The following is a 19,847-nucleotide window of genomic DNA, read 5'->3' on the forward strand; positions in this document are numbered from 1 at the left end:
ATTCTTTACATTATCAGTTTAGCGGTTATAAAATTAAATATGGTATGTTTGATTATAAAAGAAGTCACAGATTGATGCTTTGTGTGATTACTTTTTTAACTTATCTTCGCTTTTTATACATTTCTGAATACATTTAAATACCTTAAAACAAAATCTGTGAAAAATAATCATGATGCTGCAGCAGAAAATCAGCTTAAACGTGGACTAACTAATCGACACATTCAGTTAATTGCCTTAGGCGGTTCTATAGGAACAGGTCTTTTCCTCGGCATTGGTCCAGCTGCCGTATTAGCAGGACCATCTGTTATTTTAGGATATGCTATTGCTGGAATTATCGCTTTCTTTATTATGAGACAACTTGGCGAAATGGTTGTAGAAGAACCCGTATCGGGAAGTTTTAGCTATTTTGCTTATAAATATTGCGGTTCTTTTGCGGGTTTTGCATCAGGTTGGAATTATTGGATTTTATATATTCTAGTCAGTATGGCCGAACTTACAGCCATTGGAGTTTATGTGCAGTTTTGGTGGCCCGAAATTCCATTGTGGGCATCCAGTTTGTTTTTCTTTCTGGTTATTAATGCTTTAAATTTTGCCTCGGTAAAAGTGTACGGAGAAACAGAATTTTGGTTTTCAATTATAAAAGTGGTAGCCATTATTGCCATGATTCTTTTTGGTACTTATCTGCTAATAAGCGGAACAGGAGGAGAGCACGCTACGATTCATAATTTATATAATGACGGGGGCTTTTTTCCAAAAGGTTTTTTCGAGAAAAATGCAAATGGAAGTTTTCAAGGTTTATTGTCTGCAATGGCTTTGATTATGTTCTCTTTTGGTGGTTTGGAACTTATTGGAATTACCGCTGCTGAAGCCGAAAATCCAGAAAAAAACATTCCAAAAGCAACCAATCAGGTTATTTATAGAATTCTTATATTTTATGTTGGGGCATTGGTCATTCTATTTGCTTTGTCGCCTTGGAGGCAAATTACGACTGACAGCAGTCCGTTTGTAATGGTTTTTCAAAATCTGAACGGAATGGAATTTGATCTTTTTGGACGCAAAATATTTTTTACAAGCCTTATCGCCAATGTGCTGAATCTAATTGTTTTAACCGCAGCTTTATCAGTTTACAACAGCAGTGTTTACAGCAACTCACGCATGTTATTTGGTTTAGCAGATCAGGGCAGTGCGCCAAAGTTTTTAAAGAAGCTCAACAAACATTCGGTACCGGTTAATGCCATTTTAATTTCTTCTTGTTTTGCCGCTATTTGTATTTTAATCAATAAAGTGATGCCAGAAGAAGCTTTTAGTATTTTAATGTCTTTAGTGGTGTCTTGCCTAGTGATTAACTGGGTTATGATTTCGTATACGCACTTGCAATTTAGAAGTGCCAAAGACAAAGAAAACACCAAAACGAAGTTTGCTTCTATATTTTATCCCGTAAGCAATTACATCTGTTTCGTATTTTTATTGGGAATTTTATCCATTATGTGGATGACGGATATGAAGTTATCTGTAGAATTAATTCCTATTTGGCTGGTTATTCTTTTTGTGTTTTATAAAGTTTTTAAAAAGAAAGAATAAAGTAACTTTTACTATATTAAAATTATTAGGCATTGATTGTCAACGTTTAGTTGATTTTCAATGCTTTTTTATTATAAAAATGATCTACCAAAACAAAAAGTCTTCCCCCGTATTCATAGGGCTCTAGAAGAGAACGATGGCGAATATAGACTGTTGCTAATTTGATAAAAGAAATTTCAGGCAGAAGCTGAATCACGAGAACTGGATTCGCCCAGTTTTTATTTTCATGGTATTCCATTCTCCAAGGATTCCACCAAAAAATTAAATGTAATGAGCATGATAAAGGAACTCGATGAATTAGTAACATGTGAAAATCATGTTAAAATTCTGTTTTTTGCAAATTTGGAAAAGAAAAGTCAAGATTTGTGCTACTCAATTGTATTTTAACCCTGCTAAATTTGCAACTATAAAAGGAACAATCCTCTAATAATTGAAGTCTTCCGATGAAGTTAGCTTATATTCTTTTTCTACAAATTTGTCTATTAACTATCCCAAATAGTTATAGCAATAGCATTGTAAATAAGGGAAATAGCAATACCACAATGGAATCATTTTTTGAGTCTTCAACTCCAAGTAAAGCCCTATTTGAAAAAGCACTTTCAGAATCCGACCAATTAAAATTTATCTTATTGGAGAATACTTCTGAAACGGAAAAATGCAGCACTCCTTTGCTTGCATCTCCACTTAATCTAAATGGCAAAAACTTAAGAGACAGCAGTTTTGTTTATACAGAAAATGCAAAATTGAACAGTCAGGGATTATTGGAACGAAACATTACTCCTTTTCGAAACATGTCAAGAAATATCCTATTTCATAGTTTACAAATCCACTTTTAATTCTTTCCTAAAAGCTGCTTAATTGAAATGTAGTGCCATTATTTTATGATGAAAAAATGTGCCAATATTTTAATAGCAAAGTAAAAAGTACTTATTATCTATATAAGCGCTCGTTACATTGTGCAGCAAATAAGGGAGGTGCAGGGCTTTTCTATAAATGCACCACTAGCTTATCCAAGTAGAATTCTATTTGGAAAGGGCAGCTATTGCCTTGACTTTAACCCATTTTTACTACATCTGAAAAGTTATAATTGTTTCTAAAAATAGATCAGTTATGAAGCTTTCACTGCTACACGTTATTTTTTTAACTAAAATATTTTATTATGCATTTAACACCAAGAGAAATTGAGAAGCTAATGCTGCACACAGCTGGCGAATTAGCTCAAAAAAGAAAAGCCCGTGGCTTAAAATTAAACTATCCTGAAACTATTGCTCTTATCAGCAGTGAACTTATGGAATGTGCACGAGACGGTAAGACAGTAGCCGAATTAATGCAATATGGCGCAACGCTTCTTCGAAAAGAAGATGTAATGGAAGGCGTTGCAGAAATGATTCACGATATACAAATTGAAGCAACATTTCCAGATGGTACCAAACTTGTAACTGTGCACAATCCAGTGCGATAAATCTAAAAAAAATTAACAATGATTCCAGGAGAAATTATATTAAAAGACAGTACTATTATTTGTAATGATAGCCGTGAAACGTTAAAGATTAAAGTTACAAATACGGGCGATAGACCCATTCAAGTAGGTTCCCATTTTCACTTTTTTGAAGTGAATAGAATGATGTCATTTGACAGAGAAAAAGCATTCGGAATGCGATTAAATATTATTGCCAGTACCGCAGTGAGATTTGAGCCAGGAGAGGAAAAAGAAGTTGAACTGACGCAATTTGGCGGCACTCAGCATATTTATGGCCACAACAATTTGGTAGATGGAGATTTATCTCCGCATAATAAAGCTCTTGCATTAGAACGCTTAGAAGAAGGGAAATTTAAAAATGTGAAATCATGAGTTTAGAAGTAACTAGAAAAAATTATACAAGTATTTTTGGTCCAACGGTAGGAGATCAAATACGTTTAGGAGATACAGATATCATTATAGAAATTGAAAAAGATTTCTGCTCTTATGGAGATGAAGCAAAATTTGGTGGTGGAAAAACGGTAAGAGATGGTATGTGCCAATCATCCACAGCTTTACGTGACGGAGGTGTTCTTGATTTTGTAATTACAGGCGCTACAATTATTGACCACTGGGGAATTGTAAAGGGAGATATTGGTATCAAAGACGGAAAAATCGTAGGAGTTGGTAGAGCTGGAAATCCAGATACTATGGACAATATTACGCCTAACATGATCATTGGAGCTTCAACAGAAGTTCATGGAGGACATGGATATATTGTTACAGCTGGAGGAATTGATACGCATATACATTTTATTAGCCCTACTCAAATAGAAACGGCTTTGTATAGCGGAGTTACTACCATGATAGGTGGTGGTACTGGCCCAGCTGACGGAACAAATGCCACAACGGTTACTCCAGGAAAACACAACATTAAGAGAATGTTACAGGCTGCAGAAGCATTTCCTGTAAATGTTGGTTTCTTCGGAAAAGGAAATGTGGCTACCGAAGCTCCAATTGAGGAGCAAATTGAAGCAGGAGCATTAGGAGTAAAAATTCATGAAGATTGGGGAGCAACTCCTGCCGTGATAGACGCTTCTTTAAAAGTGGCTGATAAATACGATGTGCAAGTAGCTATTCACACTGATACACTTAACGAAGGAGGATTTCTTGAAGATACCATGAATGCTATTGCAGGACGTGTTATTCATACATTTCATACTGAAGGTGCTGGTGGAGGTCACGCGCCAGATATTATCAAGGCAGCGATGTATCCAAATGTATTGCCGGCCTCTACAAATCCAACCAGACCTTACACAACAAATACTATAGATGAGCATTTGGACATGCTGATGGTTTGCCATCATTTGAGCCCAAAAATCCCAGAAGATGTAGCTTTTGCCGATTCACGAATTCGTCCAGAAACTATTGCGGCAGAAGACGTGCTTCAGGATATGGGAGTGTTCAGTATCATGAGTTCTGATTCGCAGGCTATGGGACGTGTAGGAGAGGTAATTACCCGCACTTGGCAGACAGCAGATAAGATGAAGAAACAGAAAGGCCATTTAGCCGAAGATGAAGCAAACAAAAACGACAACTATCGTGCAAAGAGATATGTGTCTAAATATACAATCAATCCTGCCATTGCACACGGAATTTCTAATTATGTTGGATCAATAGAAGCAGGCAAAATTGCTGACTTGGTAATTTGGAAACCTTCATTATTTGGGGTTAAACCAGAAATTATCGTAAAAGGAGGTTTTATTGCCGCAAGCAAAATGGGGGATGCTAATGCTTCTATTCCAACACCACAGCCTATTATTATGCGTAATATGTTTGGAACTTATGGTAAAGCATTGACAAAAACCGTGTTCACCTTTGTTTCTCAGGCAGGTATTGATAATAATATTGCCGAAGAATATGGTTTAGAAAAGAAATTACTAGCCGTTTCAAACTGTAGAAATATTGGTAAGGCAGATATGATTCATAATAATGCAACTCCAGAGATTATGGTAAATGCTGAAAACTATACCGTGACAATTGATGGAGAAAAAATCACCTGCGAACCAGTGGATAAACTTCCATTAGCACAGTTATACTATTTGTTTTAATTAATAAAATTCTACTCACTGCAACAGTTTGTTGTGTTGCAGTGAGATTAGAAATAAAAATATCAAAAGAACTTTATGAATACTTGGAAAATTAATTTAGGGTTAATTCTTCTCCTAGTATGTGCTAGTCTAACCACAGTTCATGCACAGAAAGGATCTTTAATGCTTTATGGTTCTTTAACCTATAAAGACAATAATAATACAGGGAGCACTTTTGCGGCAAATCCAATAGGAGTGGGGTATTTTTTTAACGATCACGTCGTTGCAGGGATGAATTTTGCTTTTGACCAAGAGAAAAACGCAGTTGGAAATCTCACAGATTCTAAACACGAAATTGGTCCTTTTTATAGTGATTCTTGGAATATTGGAGAACACTTTGCAATCATTGCACAGGTTGATGCGCATTACGTATGGGGAAATACGCTTATGAACACACCAGGATCTTATAGCTACAATGGTTATCTAGGAAGAATTTATCCCATTGTTGCCGTATTTCTTGGGCACGGATGGGCATTAAAAGCGAAGTTCTGTGAATTATCTTATGAAAATACAACAGGAAATGATGCAAATAAAACAAGTAATCGAACATTTGTTGCAGGAATAAACGGGTCAACATTCGGGTTAGGAGTTTCAAAAAACATCTCCCTTAAAAAAACGAAATAATGATTATACAACAGACAATAGGTAATACCAAAACGCAATCAATTGAAGGGTTGGAGATCGATCTGCTGGAAATTGAGTGGTTTGAAACTACAAAGCGAATTCAGCGCAAGCAAACAAATTCAGGGGTAGAAATTGCGATTAAGTTTATTCAAGAAGGACAGCGATTGAATCAAGATGATATTCTTTATCAAGATGATAAAAAACTGATTGTCGTCAATATTAAGCCTTGTGAAGCGATCGTAATGACACCATCATCTTTATTAGAAATGGGAACAATTTGCTATGAAATTGGAAACAAGCATCTTCCATTATTTATTCAGAATGATCAGATTATGATGCCTTTTGAAATGCCAATGTTTCGATGGCTCGAAGCCAGCGGTTATGCACCAGAAAAACAAGAGACAAAGCTCTTGCATTTGCTGAAATCAAATGTAGCGCCTCATGGCCACGGAAATTCCTCTCTTTTTACAAAAATTCTAAATATGGCCTCTTCAAATGACTAATATAGAAAACACCTATTTAGGAAGTCTTCTCCATTTGGCAGATCCAACTTTGCCAATTGGAGGATATACCCACTCTAACGGATTGGAGACTTACGTTCAGGATGAGGCGGTAAATTCTGTAGCTTCAGCAAAAGAGTTTGTAACAAATATGTTAATATATAACATTAAATATAATGATGCATCTTTCTTAAAATTAGCGTATCTGGCTGCAGAAGAAAATGATTTAGAAACTATCATTAAACTAGATCAAGAATGCAGCGCTTTAAAAAGTCCGCGCGAAATACGAGAGGCAAGCCAGAAACTGGGGATTCGATTAATCAAGATTTTTCGAAGACAAAAAGCCTTTGATCTCATTGATGGTTATGAACGTGCCATTGCAAATAAAGAAGCAACAGCACATTATTGCATTGCTTTTGGATTGTATGCGCAGTTATTGGAAATTCCACTGGATGAAGCCTTGTTCGCATTCTATTACAATGCTGCTATCGGAATGATTACCAATTCAGTAAAGCTCGTTCCTCTCGGGCAATTAGATGGACAAGATGTTTTATTCGAACTGCAGCCGCTGATTAAAAAATTAGCAAAAGAAACTTTAACAGTAGAAAGAGAGCTTGTTGGTCTTTGCAGCATCGCTTTTGATATTCGATGCATGCAGCACGAGAGACTTTATTCAAGATTATACATGTCGTAGAAAAAGAGAAAAGAGAAAAGAGAAAAGAGAAAAGAGAAAAGAGAAAAGAGAAAAGAAGAAATAAAAAAATAAAAAATGGAAACTAGAAAATATGTTAAAGTAGGAGTTGCAGGCCCTGTAGGATCAGGAAAAACTGCATTGTTAGAACGTTTAAGCCGAAAAATGCTGAACAACTATAATTTGGGAGTAATTACCAATGACATCTATACGAAAGAAGATGCCGAATTTATGGTGAAAAATAGTCTATTGCCAAAAGAGAAAATCATTGGAGTAGAAACTGGAGGCTGCCCTCACACAGCAATTCGTGAAGATGCCAGTATGAATTTGGAAGCGGTTGATGAATTGGTTTCGCGTTTTCCTGATATCGAATTGATTCTAATTGAAAGCGGCGGAGATAATCTTTCTGCAACCTTTTCACCAGACTTGGCCGATGTGACCATTTTCGTAATCGATGTGGCCGAAGGAGAGAAAATCCCTCGTAAAGGCGGGCCAGGGATCACAAGATCAGATTTGCTTTTGATCAATAAAATCGACTTGGCACCTTATGTGGGAGCTAGTTTAGAAGTGATGGAAAATGATGCGAGAAGAATGAGAAAAGGTGCGCCATTTGTGTTTTCAAACCTTAGATCTACAGAAGGAATTGACGAAGTTATTGGCTGGATCAAGAAATATGCATTGCTTGAAGATATCGAAGAACCAAATTTAGTTCGTTAATCAAATGGTAAGTACCCTAAAAATAGAAATAGAAGAAAGAGATGGGGAATCATTTTTAAGAGATGCATACGTAACACAGCCTTTTAGAATTATGCCTGTGGGGCAGTATAAATCTGATGGAGCTTCCTACTTGATGATCATGAGCTCATCGCCTGGAATTTTAAGTGGTGATGCTTATGATATTCAGGTAAATATAAAAGAAAATGCTCGTTTGCAATTGCAATCACAATCCTATCAGAGATTGTTTAATATGGAAGGCAGTGCAGCGCAAATCATGAATGTCAAAATGGAAAAAGGAACTTCGTTCTCGTATGTGCCTCATCCTGTAGTGCCTCATGAAGATTCTACTTTTAAAAGCCATAATAAGATTAGTCTCGACGATGATTGTGATCTAACGATAAGTGAAATCATTACTTGTGGACGTAAACATCACGGAGAAACTTTTAAATATACTCATTTTCAGAATCTTCTTGAGGTTTATCACCATGATAGGCTTATTCTAAAGGACAATGTTCTGTTAAGACCCGATATTATGCCTTTATCGGCTATGGGGTTGTTGGAAGGTTACACTCATCAGGGAACTTTTGTATATCTCAATACAAAAAATGAAGAGGTGAAGGAACATATCGAATCCTTCTTTATTGAATTGGAAGCATTAGAAAATGTAACATTTGGAATTAGTGAGCTGGAAGCTAATGGCTTTGTCATTAGAATTCTAGGACATGGAGGGGAGCAAATGTTTGATTTTTTCAGAAAGGTGCAGGACGTGCTTTGGGAAGAAAAAGACACAATACAAATTTAAACAGTTATGGATTCAAATTTAATAGCATTATCAGTTACAGCTATCAGCATTAGCTTTTTTCATACAGCATCGGGTCCAGATCATTATCTGCCGTTTATTGTTTTATCGCGATCGCGCAAATGGAGTCTGTCTAAGACCATTATGCTAACAATAGTTTGCGGTTTAGGGCATATTCTGAGTTCGGTTGTTTTAGGAATTATTGGGGTTTTCTTAGGATGGCAAATTAATAAAATAAGCTTTTTCCAAGACTTCAGAGGCAATATTGCAAGTTGGGCGCTGCTGTTATTTGGTGCCGTTTACCTTTGTTATGGGCTTTGGGCCGCTTATAAAAACAAAGCGCACAAACACTTTGACGTAATGGGAGAAGATGTATTTGTGTACTCGCACAAACACGGTGAAGTAGTCATGCCAACAAGTCGAGTTAAAGTGACGCCTTTGGTTTTGTTTGCCATTTTTGTGATGGGACCAAGCGAGCCGTTAATTCCTTTACTATTCTATTCAGGATTGAACCGTTCTGTTGCCGAAATTTCCACAATCATTGGTGTATTTACATTAAGTACAGTTTTAACGATGCTTGGAATGGTGCTTTTGGGCGTTTATGGATATTCTTTTTTTAAAACAGAAAAATTCGAACGCTATACTCCCGCAATTAGCGGAGCAGTAGTTTTAGCCTGCGGTTTTGGGATGGTCTTTTTGGGTTGGTAAATCAAATAATTTCACTTCTAGAAGTATAAATAAATGAAAAAAAGTAAAACGATAGTAGAAACTGTGCTTAAAGGCATTGGTCAAATCATGCTTCAGGAAAGCGCTTGGACAGGTTTATTATTTTTAATTGCAATATGCTATGACTCCCTTCTTATGGGCGTGGGTGCCTTGATAAGCTGCATTGTTGCCACTGGAACAGCACGAATCTGTAAGTTCAGTGACGAAAATATAAAAGCGGGTTTGTACGGATTTAATGCTACATTAATCGGGGTAGGATTGGTTTTCTTCTTTGAAACAAGTCCATTAATATGGTTTTTAATTATTCTAGGTTCAATTTTGAGCACCTTGCTAATGGAATTTTCCATTCGCAAAAAAATTCCATTTTTCACCTTTCCTTTTATTGTAATTACTGTAGTTGCTGTTTTGAGTATTCAACATTTTGGATTGGCTGCTGCAAGATTACCTGCAGTAAATGCAGAAATGGATGAACTTGAAGTTTTTGAGGTAGCCGCACACGCTTATAGTGAAGTGATTTTTCAGGGAACTATTGCTGCTGGCTTGCTGTTTTTTATCGGGGTTTTTCTCAATAATCCTACAGCAGCATTATACGGATTCGTAGCAGCAGTGATTGCAGGAGCAATTGCGCATTTTAATCAGGATTCTGTAAAATTAATAGAAGATGGAATGTTTAGCTTCAATGCTGTTTTGTGCGGAATTGCATGCAGTGGAACAAAACCAAGAGATGGATTATATGTACTGCTGTCAGCAGTCATAGCAACGTACTTTGATATTTTCATGATGCATAATGGTTGGATTACACTTACGTTTCCGTTTGTTTTATCGATGTGGGTAATTGTTTCCTTAAAAAAACTGGTAGGTCATTTTGAAAATAAACTCCAAAAACAGGAGCAGATAATACTAAAATAAAATTCGGGAGCGGAATTAAAAAAACTTTTAACACATAGGAGCATATTTTTTAAGGTTCAATCCTGTCTCGACGTTTGGGGATCGGGACTATGCTTCTATGTGTTGAAAATAATTTCCCCCAACGAATTAAATAAAATAAAAAATAATGAGAAACAAACTTTTTACAGGGATTGTAATAGTATTGTTAACAGCGCAGAATGGATTTGCTCAAGAAGTAAATAAAGCAGAAGCAAATAAATCAGAAGTAAACAAGCCAGAAGCAGATACAGTGCATCTGAGCAAAATAGTTATTAGTAACATCGACTTCAGAAAACAAATTATGAAAGTTGATTTAAGAATGGCACCTGTAAACTCTGCGCAGGATTTATTGCGAAAAGTTCCTGGATTATTTATCGCTCAGCACGCTGGCGGCGGTAAAGCAGAACAAATATTTTTACGAGGTTTTGATAATGATCATGGAACCGACATCAGTGTTATGGCTGACGGAATTCCAGTAAATATAGTCTCACATGCACATGGGCAAGGATATGCTGATCTGCATTTTCTGATTCCGGAAACAATCAAAGATATCGATTTTGGAAAAGGAGCTTATTATGCCGAAAAAGGTGATTTTAATACTTCTGGCTATGTAAATTTTAGCACATTTGACAAATTAGAGAATAATCTTTTCAAAATTGAAGGTGGTTCTTTTAATACCATGCGAGCGGTGACCATGCTTAACCTTTTGAATAAGAACAGTAAGGATAAAAATTTTTATGTAGCTGGCGAGTTCAATTACACAGATGGACCATTTGATGTCAAACAGGATTTTACACGTATTAACGTTTTAGCGAAGTACAATCAGTGGATTGATGAAAAACACTATTTCTCTATTCTTGGATCTACTTTTACTTCAAACTGGAACGCCTCGGGACAAATTCCAGAAAGAGCAGTCGAAGAAGGAATTATAAGCAGATGGGGATCAATAGATCCAACTGAGGGTGGAAGCACTTCGAGAACAAACCTTGTAGTGAATTATAGATATTTGGCCAATGAGAACGAAGAGTTTTCAAGCAATTTATTCTATTCTAAATATAATTTTAATCTGTTTTCGAATTTTACCTTTTTTCTGAATGATCCTGTTTATGGAGACGAGATTCAGCAGACTGATAATCGTTCTATTTATGGTCTTGAAAATAAGTATATCCGAAGATTTGCATTTGAGAATAGTAGCATGACTTGGACTTCGGGAGCGGGTTTTCGTTTTGATGACATCAAGAATTTACAATTAAACCATGTTTTTCAGCGTGATTTATTGTTAGACAGAATGTCTGATGCATCTGCCTCTGAAATAAATGTTCATGGCTATACTTCAATTGATTATAGAGTTGGGAAATGGATCATAAATCCATCAGCGAGGTTAGACTATTTTACCTTTAGTCTTCATGATAGGCTTTCTAGTCTGCCCGCAGCAAAAGAGGCTTCTGCGGCTAGAGTGAGTCCAAAATTGAATATTTCGTATACACAGAACCAAAATGTGCAATGGTATATTAAGTCTGGTTTTGGTTTTCACTCCAACGACGTGAGAGTTGTAGTGGCGCAAGATGGAAAAGACATTCTTCCTTATTCTTTTGGAAGTGATTTTGGCGTCATCCTTCGTCCAACAGCCAATATGATTATTCAGCCTGCAATTTGGCATATGTATTTGCAGCAAGAATTTGTATATGTTGGAGATGAAGCTGTGGTAGAACCATCTGGAAAAACACGTCGTTTAGGGTTCGATCTGAGTTTGCGATACCAGCCAATTTCATGGCTGTATCTAGATGGCGATCTTAATTATGCTCATGCACGTTATATTGATGAGCCAAAGGGAGAAGATTATATTCCTTTAGTTCCAACACTTACCAGTACCGGAGGTGTGGCGGTAAAACTTCCTTCTGGTTTTTCGGCAAACCTAAGATACCGCTATATGGATGCCAGACCTGCCATCGAAGACAATTCGGTACGAACACGCGGTTATTTCGTTAATGATCTTGTGCTGGCATACGGCAAAAAAAACTGGGAAGTAAATCTGCAGTTTCAAAACATCTTTAACACAAAATGGAACGAAGCGCAATTTGAAACAGAAACCAGACTTAGAGATGAGACTAGTTCGGTATCCGAATTATGTTTTACTCCCGGAACCCCTTTCGCTGTAAAAACAGGAATAAGTTACAAATTTTAAATTTTAGAAAATATGAAAAAAGTGCCTGCAAAAAGCAAATTGCTATTGGCAGCGCTCATTTTTGTGGTCACAATAAGCAATTCATACGCACAGTTAAGCCCTCCAGGCTTAGGAGAAGCAAAAAACGCTTCTTGGTTTGCTCTTGGAGTCAGGCAATCTTTAGATTCTCTTAAACAAAAAGAATCGACCACTTATGTAGGCGTTGGACTAAAGAGCAGTCCAGATGAGAATAATCCATTTTCAAAAATGGCTATTCTCGTAATCAATGAGGAAATTTCGAATCGTTATAGAAAGAACTGGGAATACTCCTATGCACTAAGCTACAGACGATCTAATAATTATGATTCAGAAGCACCATATGACGAATTAAATCCAGCAATTGAACAGGAATTTAGAGTTTACGGACGCTATTCGTACATCATGGAAGGCAATGGACTGAAATGGAAAAACACGGTAAGACAGGAGTTTAGAAAGTTTTTTAACCCTGATTTTAGTAATGCCGAAGAGAATTTTCAGTTGCGTACAAGACTTAAAACACAGCTAAGCCTAGATTTAGGAAGCACCAAAACGCATCACATCATAGGCGGAGCCGAAATGCTTTTTGCAATCAGTAAAGAAAATGAGCCAGAAAAGCAATGGTCGAAGTTTGATTACAAAGAAAGCAGACTTACGCTTTACTATTCGCTTAGTCCGCATGAGATTCCATTTATTTTCGATGTAGGTTATATGTATAACATTATTGGTAAAGGCGCTGATAGTTCAGACGTGAATTATTTAGCCGTAGATATAATTTGGAAAAATCCTTTCGGGGCATGATCAAACAATACAAAAGCCAAGATCTAACCGTGGGCGGCAATTATTTTTAACACATCAAAACATAGCTTTTAGAGGCTTATCTCAAGCGTTTCACTAAAAATGCTACTACACATCGATCTATATGTTAAAATTAAATTTTGTTCAATTTCCATCAAACGAGCGCTAAAAAAGAAGTAATAATTAAAACAGAAAAACAAACAATTTATGAGCGAAATTAAAAAGAATTCGAGAAACACAGAAAACGCGCCAAAGAGTCCATTTTCGACGCAAACAGTAGCATTTTCTCATTACAACAATTTTTCGGCACAATTACCTGTCGATCCTAAAACGGGAGAAATTGTTAGCAGCGATATTAAAGAGCAGGCAGAACAATGTTTAAAGAATATCCAAGCAATCGTAGAAAGCATTGGCCATGTTATGGATGACGCTGTAAAACTAACTGTTTTCCTAAAGAATATTTCTGATGTAGAGGCAGTAGACGAAGTGTACAAAACGTTCTTCAAAAGCGATCTTCCAACACGCACAACAGTTGCAATAGAAGCTTTGTCGCTAGAGGGTGCTTTAATTCAGATCGATGCTCTTATCTCAAACGGTGAGGGAACAACTCCTCAAAAAGCTTTAGATCTTGTTAAAGTGACCAGAAACACAGAAAAAGCGCCAAAGAGCTTACACGCACAAACCGTAGCATTTTCTCATTACAACAATATTTCAGCTCAATTGCCGCTTGATCCTCAATCAGGAAAAATAGTTGCTGGTGGAGTAGAAGCGCAAACAGAGCAATGTTTGGAAAATATTAAAGCCATTTTAGAAAGCATTGGCCATGTTATGAATGATGTGGTGAAAACTACTATTTTCCTTAAAGACCTTTCAGACGCTAATGCTGTAAGCGAAGTTTTGGCAAAATTCTTTCCAAACTATGTTCCAGCGAGAACAATTGTTAATGCTTCAGCTTTGCCAATGGATGCTTTAGTGCAGATTGATGTTGCTGTATCGCATGGTGACGGAACGCCTCCGCAACTTCCTGAAGATACACGCTTTTTAGTAATCGAGGCAAACAACACAGAAAATGCACCAAAATCACCATATTCTCATACAGTTGCTTATTCACATTACAATCATATTTCGGGTCAATTGCCTTTGGTTCCAGAAAACAATCAAATAGTTGGCAGTGGCATTAAAGAACAAGCAGCGCAATGTTTAAATAATATCAAAGCTATTGTAGAAAGCATCGACCACAAAATGGATGATATTGTTAAAATAAACATTCAGCTTAAAAACGTAGCAGATATTACTGCTGTAAACGAAATCTATACTTCATTTTTTAGCGGTGACTTGCCTGCAAGGACGGTAATTGGCGTTTCGACAATTCCTATGGATGCTTTAATTCAAGTTGATGCTGTTGTTTCTAATAGTGAAGGTACGCCAGCCTAAGTAATTGGTGAAAATTTAATTTTTTAAGTAGAGTCTTTTTTAGACAAAAAAAGCGCTTATCACAGGATTGTTAAAGATTCTCCATAAGCGTTTTTTGTTTTTATAAATAAAATATGGGTGTGAATCCGTTTCACTAATTTAAATACACATAGCGCTATGTGTTAAAGCTTGCTTTTTCTTTAATCTCAAACACAAGAAATAAAAACCTATGTTTCTATGTGTTTAAATTAAATTTTTAATGCTTCAAAAACTGCGAGCGATAATCTGAAGGAGATTGTCCCGTCACTTTTTTAAACATACGCGAAAAATAAGAAGGGGACTGAAATTGCAGTTCAAAAGCTATTTCTGCTATTTCTTTTGAATTGTCCTGCAAAAGAATCTGGCTGTGCTGAATCGTAATTTCATTTATCCATTGTTTTGGCGCTTTTCCAGTGGTTTCTTTGACGCATTTGTTCAAATAATTATCTGATATTTTTAATAGATTAGAGTAAAAATCGAGGTTTTTATGTCGAATATGGTTCTTTTGCACCAATTCTCTAAAGTGAAAAGAGATAAAGCTGGTTCGATTGAGCGATTTGTTATCTGTGTTTTCTGTTCGAATAATTTTCAGCAATGCCGATTGAAGAAGCGCAATCGTGATGGCATCAATATGTTCGTCTTCGTTTAATTCTTCTTCTAGCAATTCAAACAAACGAATAAGCCAATTGATTTTATTAGAATCTAAAATAGAAAATGGAGAGGTGTAAAAGAAATTTAAATCGCTTGTTGTTAATGCAATTTCAGTGATAACCTCATTTTCATAAATAATAAAAAAGCCTTCAACATCTTCTGATAATTCCAGTGTTGCCGTAAAATTTCCTTGTTTAATATTCAGCGCCTGATTCGCATTGATTTCAAAAACAGAGGTTTCCAGCTGCTGCTTCACATATCCTTTTGTTACAAAAATCAGAAAGTTAAAAGTAGTCTGATACGGATTAACGGGTATGACAATTTTCTTTAAATAATTTTCAATTCGATACAGCTGTACGTTAGAATTATTAAAGAGATTATGACTAGTTATATCTGGAAGAAAGAATTTCTTGTATTCATAATTACTAATCATTTTGGGGTTATTCTTCATGCGAATTCAATTTTCTTCTAATAGCTGTAAATGTAAAATGTATAAGTCGTGATAAGAGAATAAAGGCAATTCTTAACACTGGGTATACAGCTAAAAATGAAGCACTAAGTTACGTTATTTTTATCTATTTAAGTGAAAAACAAGTAAGGAAGAATCAATTAAAAATCTATTTTAATTTAACTTCGCTGATTATAGATTTTTAGAGACATTTAACTCCTTAGAATGACTACAGAATTATATCTGTTTCGTATTTTTTGAGTTATTTTATCAAGTTTTTAAAATAAGAAATACGTAGTTTTTAGTTTATTGTCGTTAGGAGGAATTTTACTTATTGTGGCTTTTTCATAATTGGTATGAATGTATAGACTGCATAAGTATGACCTCTGAATTTGATATTTTTTCTGTACTGGTCGTTAATCGATTTTAATTTTACAGCTGATGATTTAGAGACAAAGTTTAATTTTTGAAGTGTTAAATTGATATTTAGGTCTGAAACCCCCATTTCAATCATCTGTGCACTTAAGTTATCAGATTCTTTAGTAAAATTCATTTTGTGCACATCAATAGACACATTGTTAGCTTTTTTGTATTTTTTAGATTTTTCATAAAGTGTTTCTATATAATGTTTAGAAGCTCTATGGTTGAAATTAACTGTAGTTTCAGAATTGAGAAACTGTAGAAGATTAAGTTGGTCAATACTGTTTTTATCATCAATCGTAACAATGTCCTGTTTTTTAGTTCCAAGTTTGTAAATATTATGATCATATACAACCAACATATACGAATCGTTTAGAGGTAGGAAAAACTGCATTCCCTTTAACCCGTAATCTCTCTGACTGCAGACTTTCCATTTTCTTTTTTCTAAAAACTGATTGTAAAGTATTAAAGGATTATCTGAAATAATAAAAGGATTTGGAGTAGTATTTTTTAGGAGTTTGTATTTCAATTCTATAAGATCTGGTACAAGTTCTTTGGTAGATTTGAGTGAGTTAAGTTTTCCCTGATCACTCTGCTGCTCCTGTAATCCAGGAATCATATCAGTAGGTAAATTGCCTTCACTGATTTTAGACTTAGTGGTAAGAAGTTTTTGCTCAAAATTATTTAGAATTCCAAAACGAATAGGATTTCGAAGGTCCAAAATAATCATGAAATGCAACATTTTAGAATGATTCAAACCTTTGGCAATTGGCAGTTTTTCTTTTTCCCACATTTCCCTGAAGATTGGGGCAGAATCTGTTTCCATTTTTGAAAGCCATTCTTCCAACTCGCCATCACGACCATAAAAGTAATCACTGCTAAGCTGTGAGGAGATTGGCACATGACTTTTGAAAAGATTCAGTTGTGTGTTGAACATACCAATAGTTTTTTCATTATTTTCATAAGAGAAGAATCTCTGAAAAAACTGTGGTACAAAGTGCTGGTTTTTTGTGATCTTTTTTTTCTGATGAGCCATTTTAAATTCTGTTTATAAGTATTTGAAATTTGGTTCAATTTTTTAAAAAAAATTATCATCCCCTTGCTCGCGCGAGCGTCTCGCTTGTGAACGCAATCTAAATATATATGGATTATTATCTTTTTAAAGATCTTTCATTTTACTAAATTTGTAGAGATTCTATACTTTGTGTTCACTAATGATACGCTCGCGTTAGCGGGGTATATTTAAGCCAATCAATAACTATTCTATATAATTGATTTTTTTTTTTGCAAATTCACTAATTAGATATGTTGAAGTAATATTTAAATCACTTCTATCTAATCCATATTTTTTAACATAGTTGTTGACAAACTCATATACTGTATTTTCTGCATCTGATAATTTTTTAATGTTATCATTTTGATTTGAAGCATTAAACTCTTTTGCAAGATGATCATTTAGATCTTTTTCAAATTGTTCTATATTGCTCATGTTTTTTATTTTATAAGTTTTATATTAAATTTTATCAAAAAAATAATTTTAAAGTAACTTTACATAATTCAAATTTATAATATTTTCCTCGTTCACGTGAGCGAAGGTCTAATATATATTAAAGTAATTCTTTTTTTAAATCATCGATAAAATATTGAAAATCTTTCAAGAAATCTGATATGACACTTTGATCATTATTTATCTCTTCCAATGTATAGATTGTAATAATTAATTTCTCAAATGATTTACTTGTCTCATCCGCTTTTTTAATTAAATCTTCGTAAAAAATTGATTTGAAGTTATAATTAAATAAGTGACCATAACGTTCACCATATGTAGCTATTAGTGCATAAAATTCATGAAAAATACGTGATTGTTCTATGATTTCATTAACTGCTACGTTATTATAAGGCAATCCATTATTTTTTTTATGTGTTGCTACTTTTAAATTTGTATTTGCGAGTGCCAAAGCTGATAGAATAGATGTCATTTTTGACGAAATAACTTCATATGCATCAAATTTCCTTATTAGAATATTTGTTTTTCTATTCTCCTCATTTGATTGTAAACCAATAAGGTAAGTCAGATAACTTAAAACAATTAAACTTACAATATTTAAAAATATATTTAGTATTCCTCCAAAGTAATCTCCAAAGGCTCCCCACTTACTTATATCTTCTGAAATCGTATGATCATGAAAATAATAACAAAAAACAATAATTGGAATTAAAAATAAAAATGAAATGATGATAATTAAATAAGGATGTTTTTTTAGAATTGCTGTCATGATTTAATCAAAATTGTTACCTAATGTTATTTGTATTATTATGAGAGGATTATGCAAACATAAATATAATTAAAAATAAAAATACGCGTATTTTTACTTAAATTTTATAAAATAAATTACGCGTAAAAAGATGCTCTTGGAAGAGTTTTACAAGATAGATTGTCTTTAATCTCACGCTCTAAAACAAAAAAGAGACTCAAATGAGTCTCTTTCCAAAATCAATATATTTTATAAATAATTACTTACCAATCAATTTCTCAAGCCTCGCCATCATTTCATCTTTTTCCTTCAACATTCTTTCATACAAAGCAATTTTTTCTTCGTGAAGTTTAATAAACTGATCAATTTGATTAATCGTTGAATTGTAGAATACTGAGGCAGGTTGTTGACAATTATCAAAAGTATTAGAAATAATATTTATCGCTTGCTCTTCATCAAAATTCTGAAAAGCTTCCACAGGAATTTTCAATACTGCTGAGATTTGTTTCAGCAGGCTGTCTTCAATTACATCTTTTTGCTCCAGCATAGAAATTTTCTTTTGGTTCCAATCTTCGCCCAGATCATAAGCCAATGCTTCCTGCTTTATGTTTAGCATTTCTCTAAAACGTTTTACGTTTCTTCCCTGATGTATTTTCTGTTCCATACTAAATATCAATTTTTCTAAAAGATCAAAGATAAAGCCATTTGGCTAAAAATCATGAGTTTCAAAGATAAAAAAATATCGTAAAAAAGAGCTTTTTTTGTCAGAATATTATATCTGGTTTATGAATATATTATTCTTCTTAAAATACAGAATTTAGCTACAAAATTTTAAATTTATTAACTGTGAAAAAAAATAAAACATTCTTCGAAACTTGTTTTTGGGCCGGAGATTCGGCAGAAAATCCATTTAAGGCAATTGATGCTTTTTTTGCTTTTGCTAAGCTTGATTATTACAAACAGATTTTAAGCGAAGTGGTAATTTACTGCTATAAACCAAAAGTCTACAAAGACGATAATCCTTCGGATGTTTTTATTTTGTATTCGGTTCTCAAATCATTTCTCAGAGTTTGTTACTGTCTGCAGAAGAAAAGCAAAAAAAGGAAAGTGAGAGCGTCTTTACGCTCTGAAACAGTATTTCATCTTTCTTCCCTAACAAAGGAAGAATACAACAATCCTTTTATGGTATTTCAAAAAGCATTTGAATTAAAATCTCTCGAAGAGTTTGAAATGTTTCTATATCAAGTTCTTGAACTTTCATTGTCTCCTTATTCTATCGATTCTGACTCTGATTTAATGACGCCTTATATTTATTTAATCAAAATGCTCGATGCTGCAGAACTACTAAGAGAAAGGGGAGTGGAGAAAATTTAGTTTTTTATTGAGGATTTCTGATTAGTGCTAAATAATCTGTGCCCTTAAAACATTCATTTTTATATCTGTAATTTC

22 protein-coding genes are annotated in these 19,847 nt (G+C 34.6%); 16 read left to right on the plus strand and 6 right to left on the minus strand.

What is annotated here, in order from left to right; genetic code table 11:
* The first annotated feature begins 156 nt into the window (after positions 1 to 156).
* The gene (locus M0M44_RS16465) at positions 157 to 1,581 is read left to right on the plus strand and encodes an amino acid permease (RefSeq protein WP_248726649.1); all 1,425 of its coding nucleotides are present in this window, start codon (positions 157 to 159) and stop codon (positions 1,579 to 1,581) included.
* A gap of 46 nt (positions 1,582 to 1,627) precedes the next feature.
* Here M0M44_RS16465 and M0M44_RS16470 read toward each other — a convergent pair whose 3' ends face one another.
* Complete coding sequence (locus M0M44_RS16470) at positions 1,628 to 1,888, minus strand: hypothetical protein (RefSeq protein WP_248726650.1); 261 nt, start codon at positions 1,886 to 1,888, stop codon at positions 1,628 to 1,630.
* A 235-nt stretch (positions 1,889 to 2,123) separates the two neighbouring features.
* Here M0M44_RS16470 and M0M44_RS16475 point away from each other — a divergent pair, with 235 nt between their 5' ends.
* The 14 genes from M0M44_RS16475 to M0M44_RS16540 all read left to right on the plus strand — a co-directional run bounded on the left by M0M44_RS16475 (position 2,124) and on the right by M0M44_RS16540 (position 14,606).
* Positions 2,124 to 2,417 carry a hypothetical protein gene (locus M0M44_RS16475; RefSeq protein ID WP_248726651.1) on the plus strand — a complete coding sequence of 98 codons (294 nt, stop codon included), beginning with the start codon at positions 2,124 to 2,126 and terminating at the stop codon, positions 2,415 to 2,417.
* Positions 2,418 to 2,740: 323 nt separating this feature from the next.
* Positions 2,741 to 3,043 (plus strand): urease subunit gamma, encoded by a 303-nt coding sequence (gene ureA / locus M0M44_RS16480; protein ID WP_248726652.1) that lies wholly within the window; start codon positions 2,741 to 2,743, stop codon positions 3,041 to 3,043.
* Between the two features lie 18 nt (positions 3,044 to 3,061).
* Positions 3,062 to 3,433 carry an urease subunit beta gene (ureB, locus tag M0M44_RS16485; RefSeq protein ID WP_248726653.1) on the plus strand — a complete coding sequence of 124 codons (372 nt, stop codon included), beginning with the start codon at positions 3,062 to 3,064 and terminating at the stop codon, positions 3,431 to 3,433.
* Positions 3,430 to 5,151, plus strand: coding sequence for an urease subunit alpha (gene ureC / locus M0M44_RS16490; protein ID WP_248726654.1), 1,722 nt, complete (start codon positions 3,430 to 3,432; stop codon positions 5,149 to 5,151). Before ureB ends, ureC begins: the two co-directional genes overlap by 4 nt.
* A 75-nt stretch (positions 5,152 to 5,226) precedes the next feature.
* A complete protein-coding gene (locus M0M44_RS16495; RefSeq protein ID WP_248726655.1) occupies positions 5,227 to 5,814 on the plus strand; it encodes a hypothetical protein in 588 nt (195 codons plus the stop codon).
* Positions 5,814 to 6,317 carry an urease accessory protein UreE gene (gene ureE / locus M0M44_RS16500; RefSeq protein ID WP_248726656.1) on the plus strand — a complete coding sequence of 168 codons (504 nt, stop codon included), beginning with the start codon at positions 5,814 to 5,816 and terminating at the stop codon, positions 6,315 to 6,317. The genes M0M44_RS16495 and ureE overlap by 1 nt, the downstream gene beginning before the upstream one ends.
* Before the next feature lies 1 nt (position 6,318).
* On the plus strand, positions 6,319 to 7,008 hold the full coding sequence (locus M0M44_RS16505) for an urease accessory protein UreF (protein WP_248730012.1): 690 nt from the start codon (positions 6,319 to 6,321) through the stop codon (positions 7,006 to 7,008).
* A 75-nt stretch (positions 7,009 to 7,083) separates the two neighbouring features.
* Positions 7,084 to 7,722: an urease accessory protein UreG gene (gene ureG, locus M0M44_RS16510; RefSeq protein WP_248726657.1), complete on the plus strand. Its 639-nt coding sequence runs from the start codon at positions 7,084 to 7,086 to the stop codon at positions 7,720 to 7,722.
* A 4-nt stretch (positions 7,723 to 7,726) separates the two neighbouring features.
* A complete protein-coding gene (locus tag M0M44_RS16515) occupies positions 7,727 to 8,524 on the plus strand; it encodes an urease accessory protein UreD (RefSeq protein WP_248726658.1) in 798 nt (265 codons plus the stop codon).
* Between the two features lie 6 nt (positions 8,525 to 8,530).
* A complete protein-coding gene (locus M0M44_RS16520) occupies positions 8,531 to 9,229 on the plus strand; it encodes a hypothetical protein (RefSeq protein ID WP_248726659.1) in 699 nt (232 codons plus the stop codon).
* Positions 9,230 to 9,262: 33 nt separating this feature from the next.
* On the plus strand, positions 9,263 to 10,156 hold the full coding sequence (locus tag M0M44_RS16525; RefSeq protein WP_248726660.1) for an urea transporter: 894 nt from the start codon (positions 9,263 to 9,265) through the stop codon (positions 10,154 to 10,156).
* A gap of 145 nt (positions 10,157 to 10,301) precedes the next feature.
* Complete coding sequence (locus M0M44_RS16530; RefSeq protein WP_248726661.1) at positions 10,302 to 12,359, plus strand: TonB-dependent receptor; 2,058 nt, start codon at positions 10,302 to 10,304, stop codon at positions 12,357 to 12,359.
* A 12-nt stretch (positions 12,360 to 12,371) separates the two neighbouring features.
* Positions 12,372 to 13,175, plus strand: coding sequence for a DUF2490 domain-containing protein (locus tag M0M44_RS16535; protein ID WP_248726662.1), 804 nt, complete (start codon positions 12,372 to 12,374; stop codon positions 13,173 to 13,175).
* 204 nt (positions 13,176 to 13,379) lie between these two features.
* On the plus strand, positions 13,380 to 14,606 hold the full coding sequence (locus tag M0M44_RS16540) for a RidA family protein (RefSeq protein ID WP_248726663.1): 1,227 nt from the start codon (positions 13,380 to 13,382) through the stop codon (positions 14,604 to 14,606).
* Positions 14,607 to 14,841: 235 nt separating this feature from the next.
* Here M0M44_RS16540 and M0M44_RS16545 read toward each other — a convergent pair whose 3' ends face one another.
* The 5 genes from M0M44_RS16545 to M0M44_RS16565 form a co-directional block, all read right to left on the minus strand.
* A complete protein-coding gene (locus M0M44_RS16545) occupies positions 14,842 to 15,726 on the minus strand; it encodes a helix-turn-helix domain-containing protein (RefSeq protein WP_248726664.1) in 885 nt (294 codons plus the stop codon).
* A 328-nt stretch (positions 15,727 to 16,054) separates the two neighbouring features.
* Entirely contained in the window at positions 16,055 to 17,179 is a 1,125-nt protein-coding gene (locus tag M0M44_RS16550) for a DUF4238 domain-containing protein (protein WP_248726665.1), read from the minus strand.
* 222 nt (positions 17,180 to 17,401) lie between these two features.
* Positions 17,402 to 17,632, minus strand: a complete 231-nt coding sequence (locus M0M44_RS16555; protein ID WP_248726666.1) for a hypothetical protein — start codon at positions 17,630 to 17,632, stop codon at positions 17,402 to 17,404.
* Positions 17,633 to 17,750: 118 nt separating this feature from the next.
* Complete coding sequence (locus M0M44_RS16560; protein WP_248726667.1) at positions 17,751 to 18,419, minus strand: hypothetical protein; 669 nt, start codon at positions 18,417 to 18,419, stop codon at positions 17,751 to 17,753.
* Between the two features lie 238 nt (positions 18,420 to 18,657).
* Positions 18,658 to 19,062 (minus strand): helix-turn-helix domain-containing protein, encoded by a 405-nt coding sequence (locus M0M44_RS16565; RefSeq protein WP_248726668.1) that lies wholly within the window; start codon positions 19,060 to 19,062, stop codon positions 18,658 to 18,660.
* Between the two features lie 182 nt (positions 19,063 to 19,244).
* On the opposite strand from M0M44_RS16565, the gene M0M44_RS16570 reads away from it, so the two are divergent.
* Entirely contained in the window at positions 19,245 to 19,772 is a 528-nt protein-coding gene (locus tag M0M44_RS16570; protein ID WP_248726669.1) for a hypothetical protein, read from the plus strand.
* Positions 19,773 to 19,847: the final 75 nt, after the last annotated feature.

It is taken from the genome of Flavobacterium humidisoli (assembly GCF_023272795.1).
Taxonomy (GTDB): domain Bacteria; phylum Bacteroidota; class Bacteroidia; order Flavobacteriales; family Flavobacteriaceae; genus Flavobacterium; species Flavobacterium humidisoli.

Coding starts and splice junctions, on each gene's coding strand:
- M0M44_RS16470 (WP_248726650.1), bottom strand. CDS start 1,888: ATGTTACTAATTCATCGAGTTCCTTTATCATGCTCATTACATTTAATT.
- M0M44_RS16475 (WP_248726651.1), top strand. CDS start 2,124: ATGGAATCATTTTTTGAGTCTTCAACTCCAAGTAAAGCCCTATTTGAA.
- ureA (WP_248726652.1), top strand. CDS start 2,741: ATGCATTTAACACCAAGAGAAATTGAGAAGCTAATGCTGCACACAGCT.
- ureB (WP_248726653.1), top strand. CDS start 3,062: ATGATTCCAGGAGAAATTATATTAAAAGACAGTACTATTATTTGTAAT.
- ureC (WP_248726654.1), top strand. CDS start 3,430: ATGAGTTTAGAAGTAACTAGAAAAAATTATACAAGTATTTTTGGTCCA.
- M0M44_RS16495 (WP_248726655.1), top strand. CDS start 5,227: ATGAATACTTGGAAAATTAATTTAGGGTTAATTCTTCTCCTAGTATGT.
- ureE (WP_248726656.1), top strand. CDS start 5,814: ATGATTATACAACAGACAATAGGTAATACCAAAACGCAATCAATTGAA.
- ureG (WP_248726657.1), top strand. CDS start 7,084: ATGGAAACTAGAAAATATGTTAAAGTAGGAGTTGCAGGCCCTGTAGGA.
- M0M44_RS16515 (WP_248726658.1), top strand. CDS start 7,727: ATGGTAAGTACCCTAAAAATAGAAATAGAAGAAAGAGATGGGGAATCA.
- M0M44_RS16520 (WP_248726659.1), top strand. CDS start 8,531: ATGGATTCAAATTTAATAGCATTATCAGTTACAGCTATCAGCATTAGC.
- M0M44_RS16525 (WP_248726660.1), top strand. CDS start 9,263: ATGAAAAAAAGTAAAACGATAGTAGAAACTGTGCTTAAAGGCATTGGT.
- M0M44_RS16530 (WP_248726661.1), top strand. CDS start 10,302: ATGAGAAACAAACTTTTTACAGGGATTGTAATAGTATTGTTAACAGCG.
- M0M44_RS16535 (WP_248726662.1), top strand. CDS start 12,372: ATGAAAAAAGTGCCTGCAAAAAGCAAATTGCTATTGGCAGCGCTCATT.
- M0M44_RS16540 (WP_248726663.1), top strand. CDS start 13,380: ATGAGCGAAATTAAAAAGAATTCGAGAAACACAGAAAACGCGCCAAAG.
- M0M44_RS16545 (WP_248726664.1), bottom strand. CDS start 15,726: ATGAAGAATAACCCCAAAATGATTAGTAATTATGAATACAAGAAATTC.
- M0M44_RS16550 (WP_248726665.1), bottom strand. CDS start 17,179: ATGGCTCATCAGAAAAAAAAGATCACAAAAAACCAGCACTTTGTACCA.
- M0M44_RS16555 (WP_248726666.1), bottom strand. CDS start 17,632: ATGAGCAATATAGAACAATTTGAAAAAGATCTAAATGATCATCTTGCA.
- M0M44_RS16560 (WP_248726667.1), bottom strand. CDS start 18,419: ATGACAGCAATTCTAAAAAAACATCCTTATTTAATTATCATCATTTCA.
- M0M44_RS16565 (WP_248726668.1), bottom strand. CDS start 19,062: ATGGAACAGAAAATACATCAGGGAAGAAACGTAAAACGTTTTAGAGAA.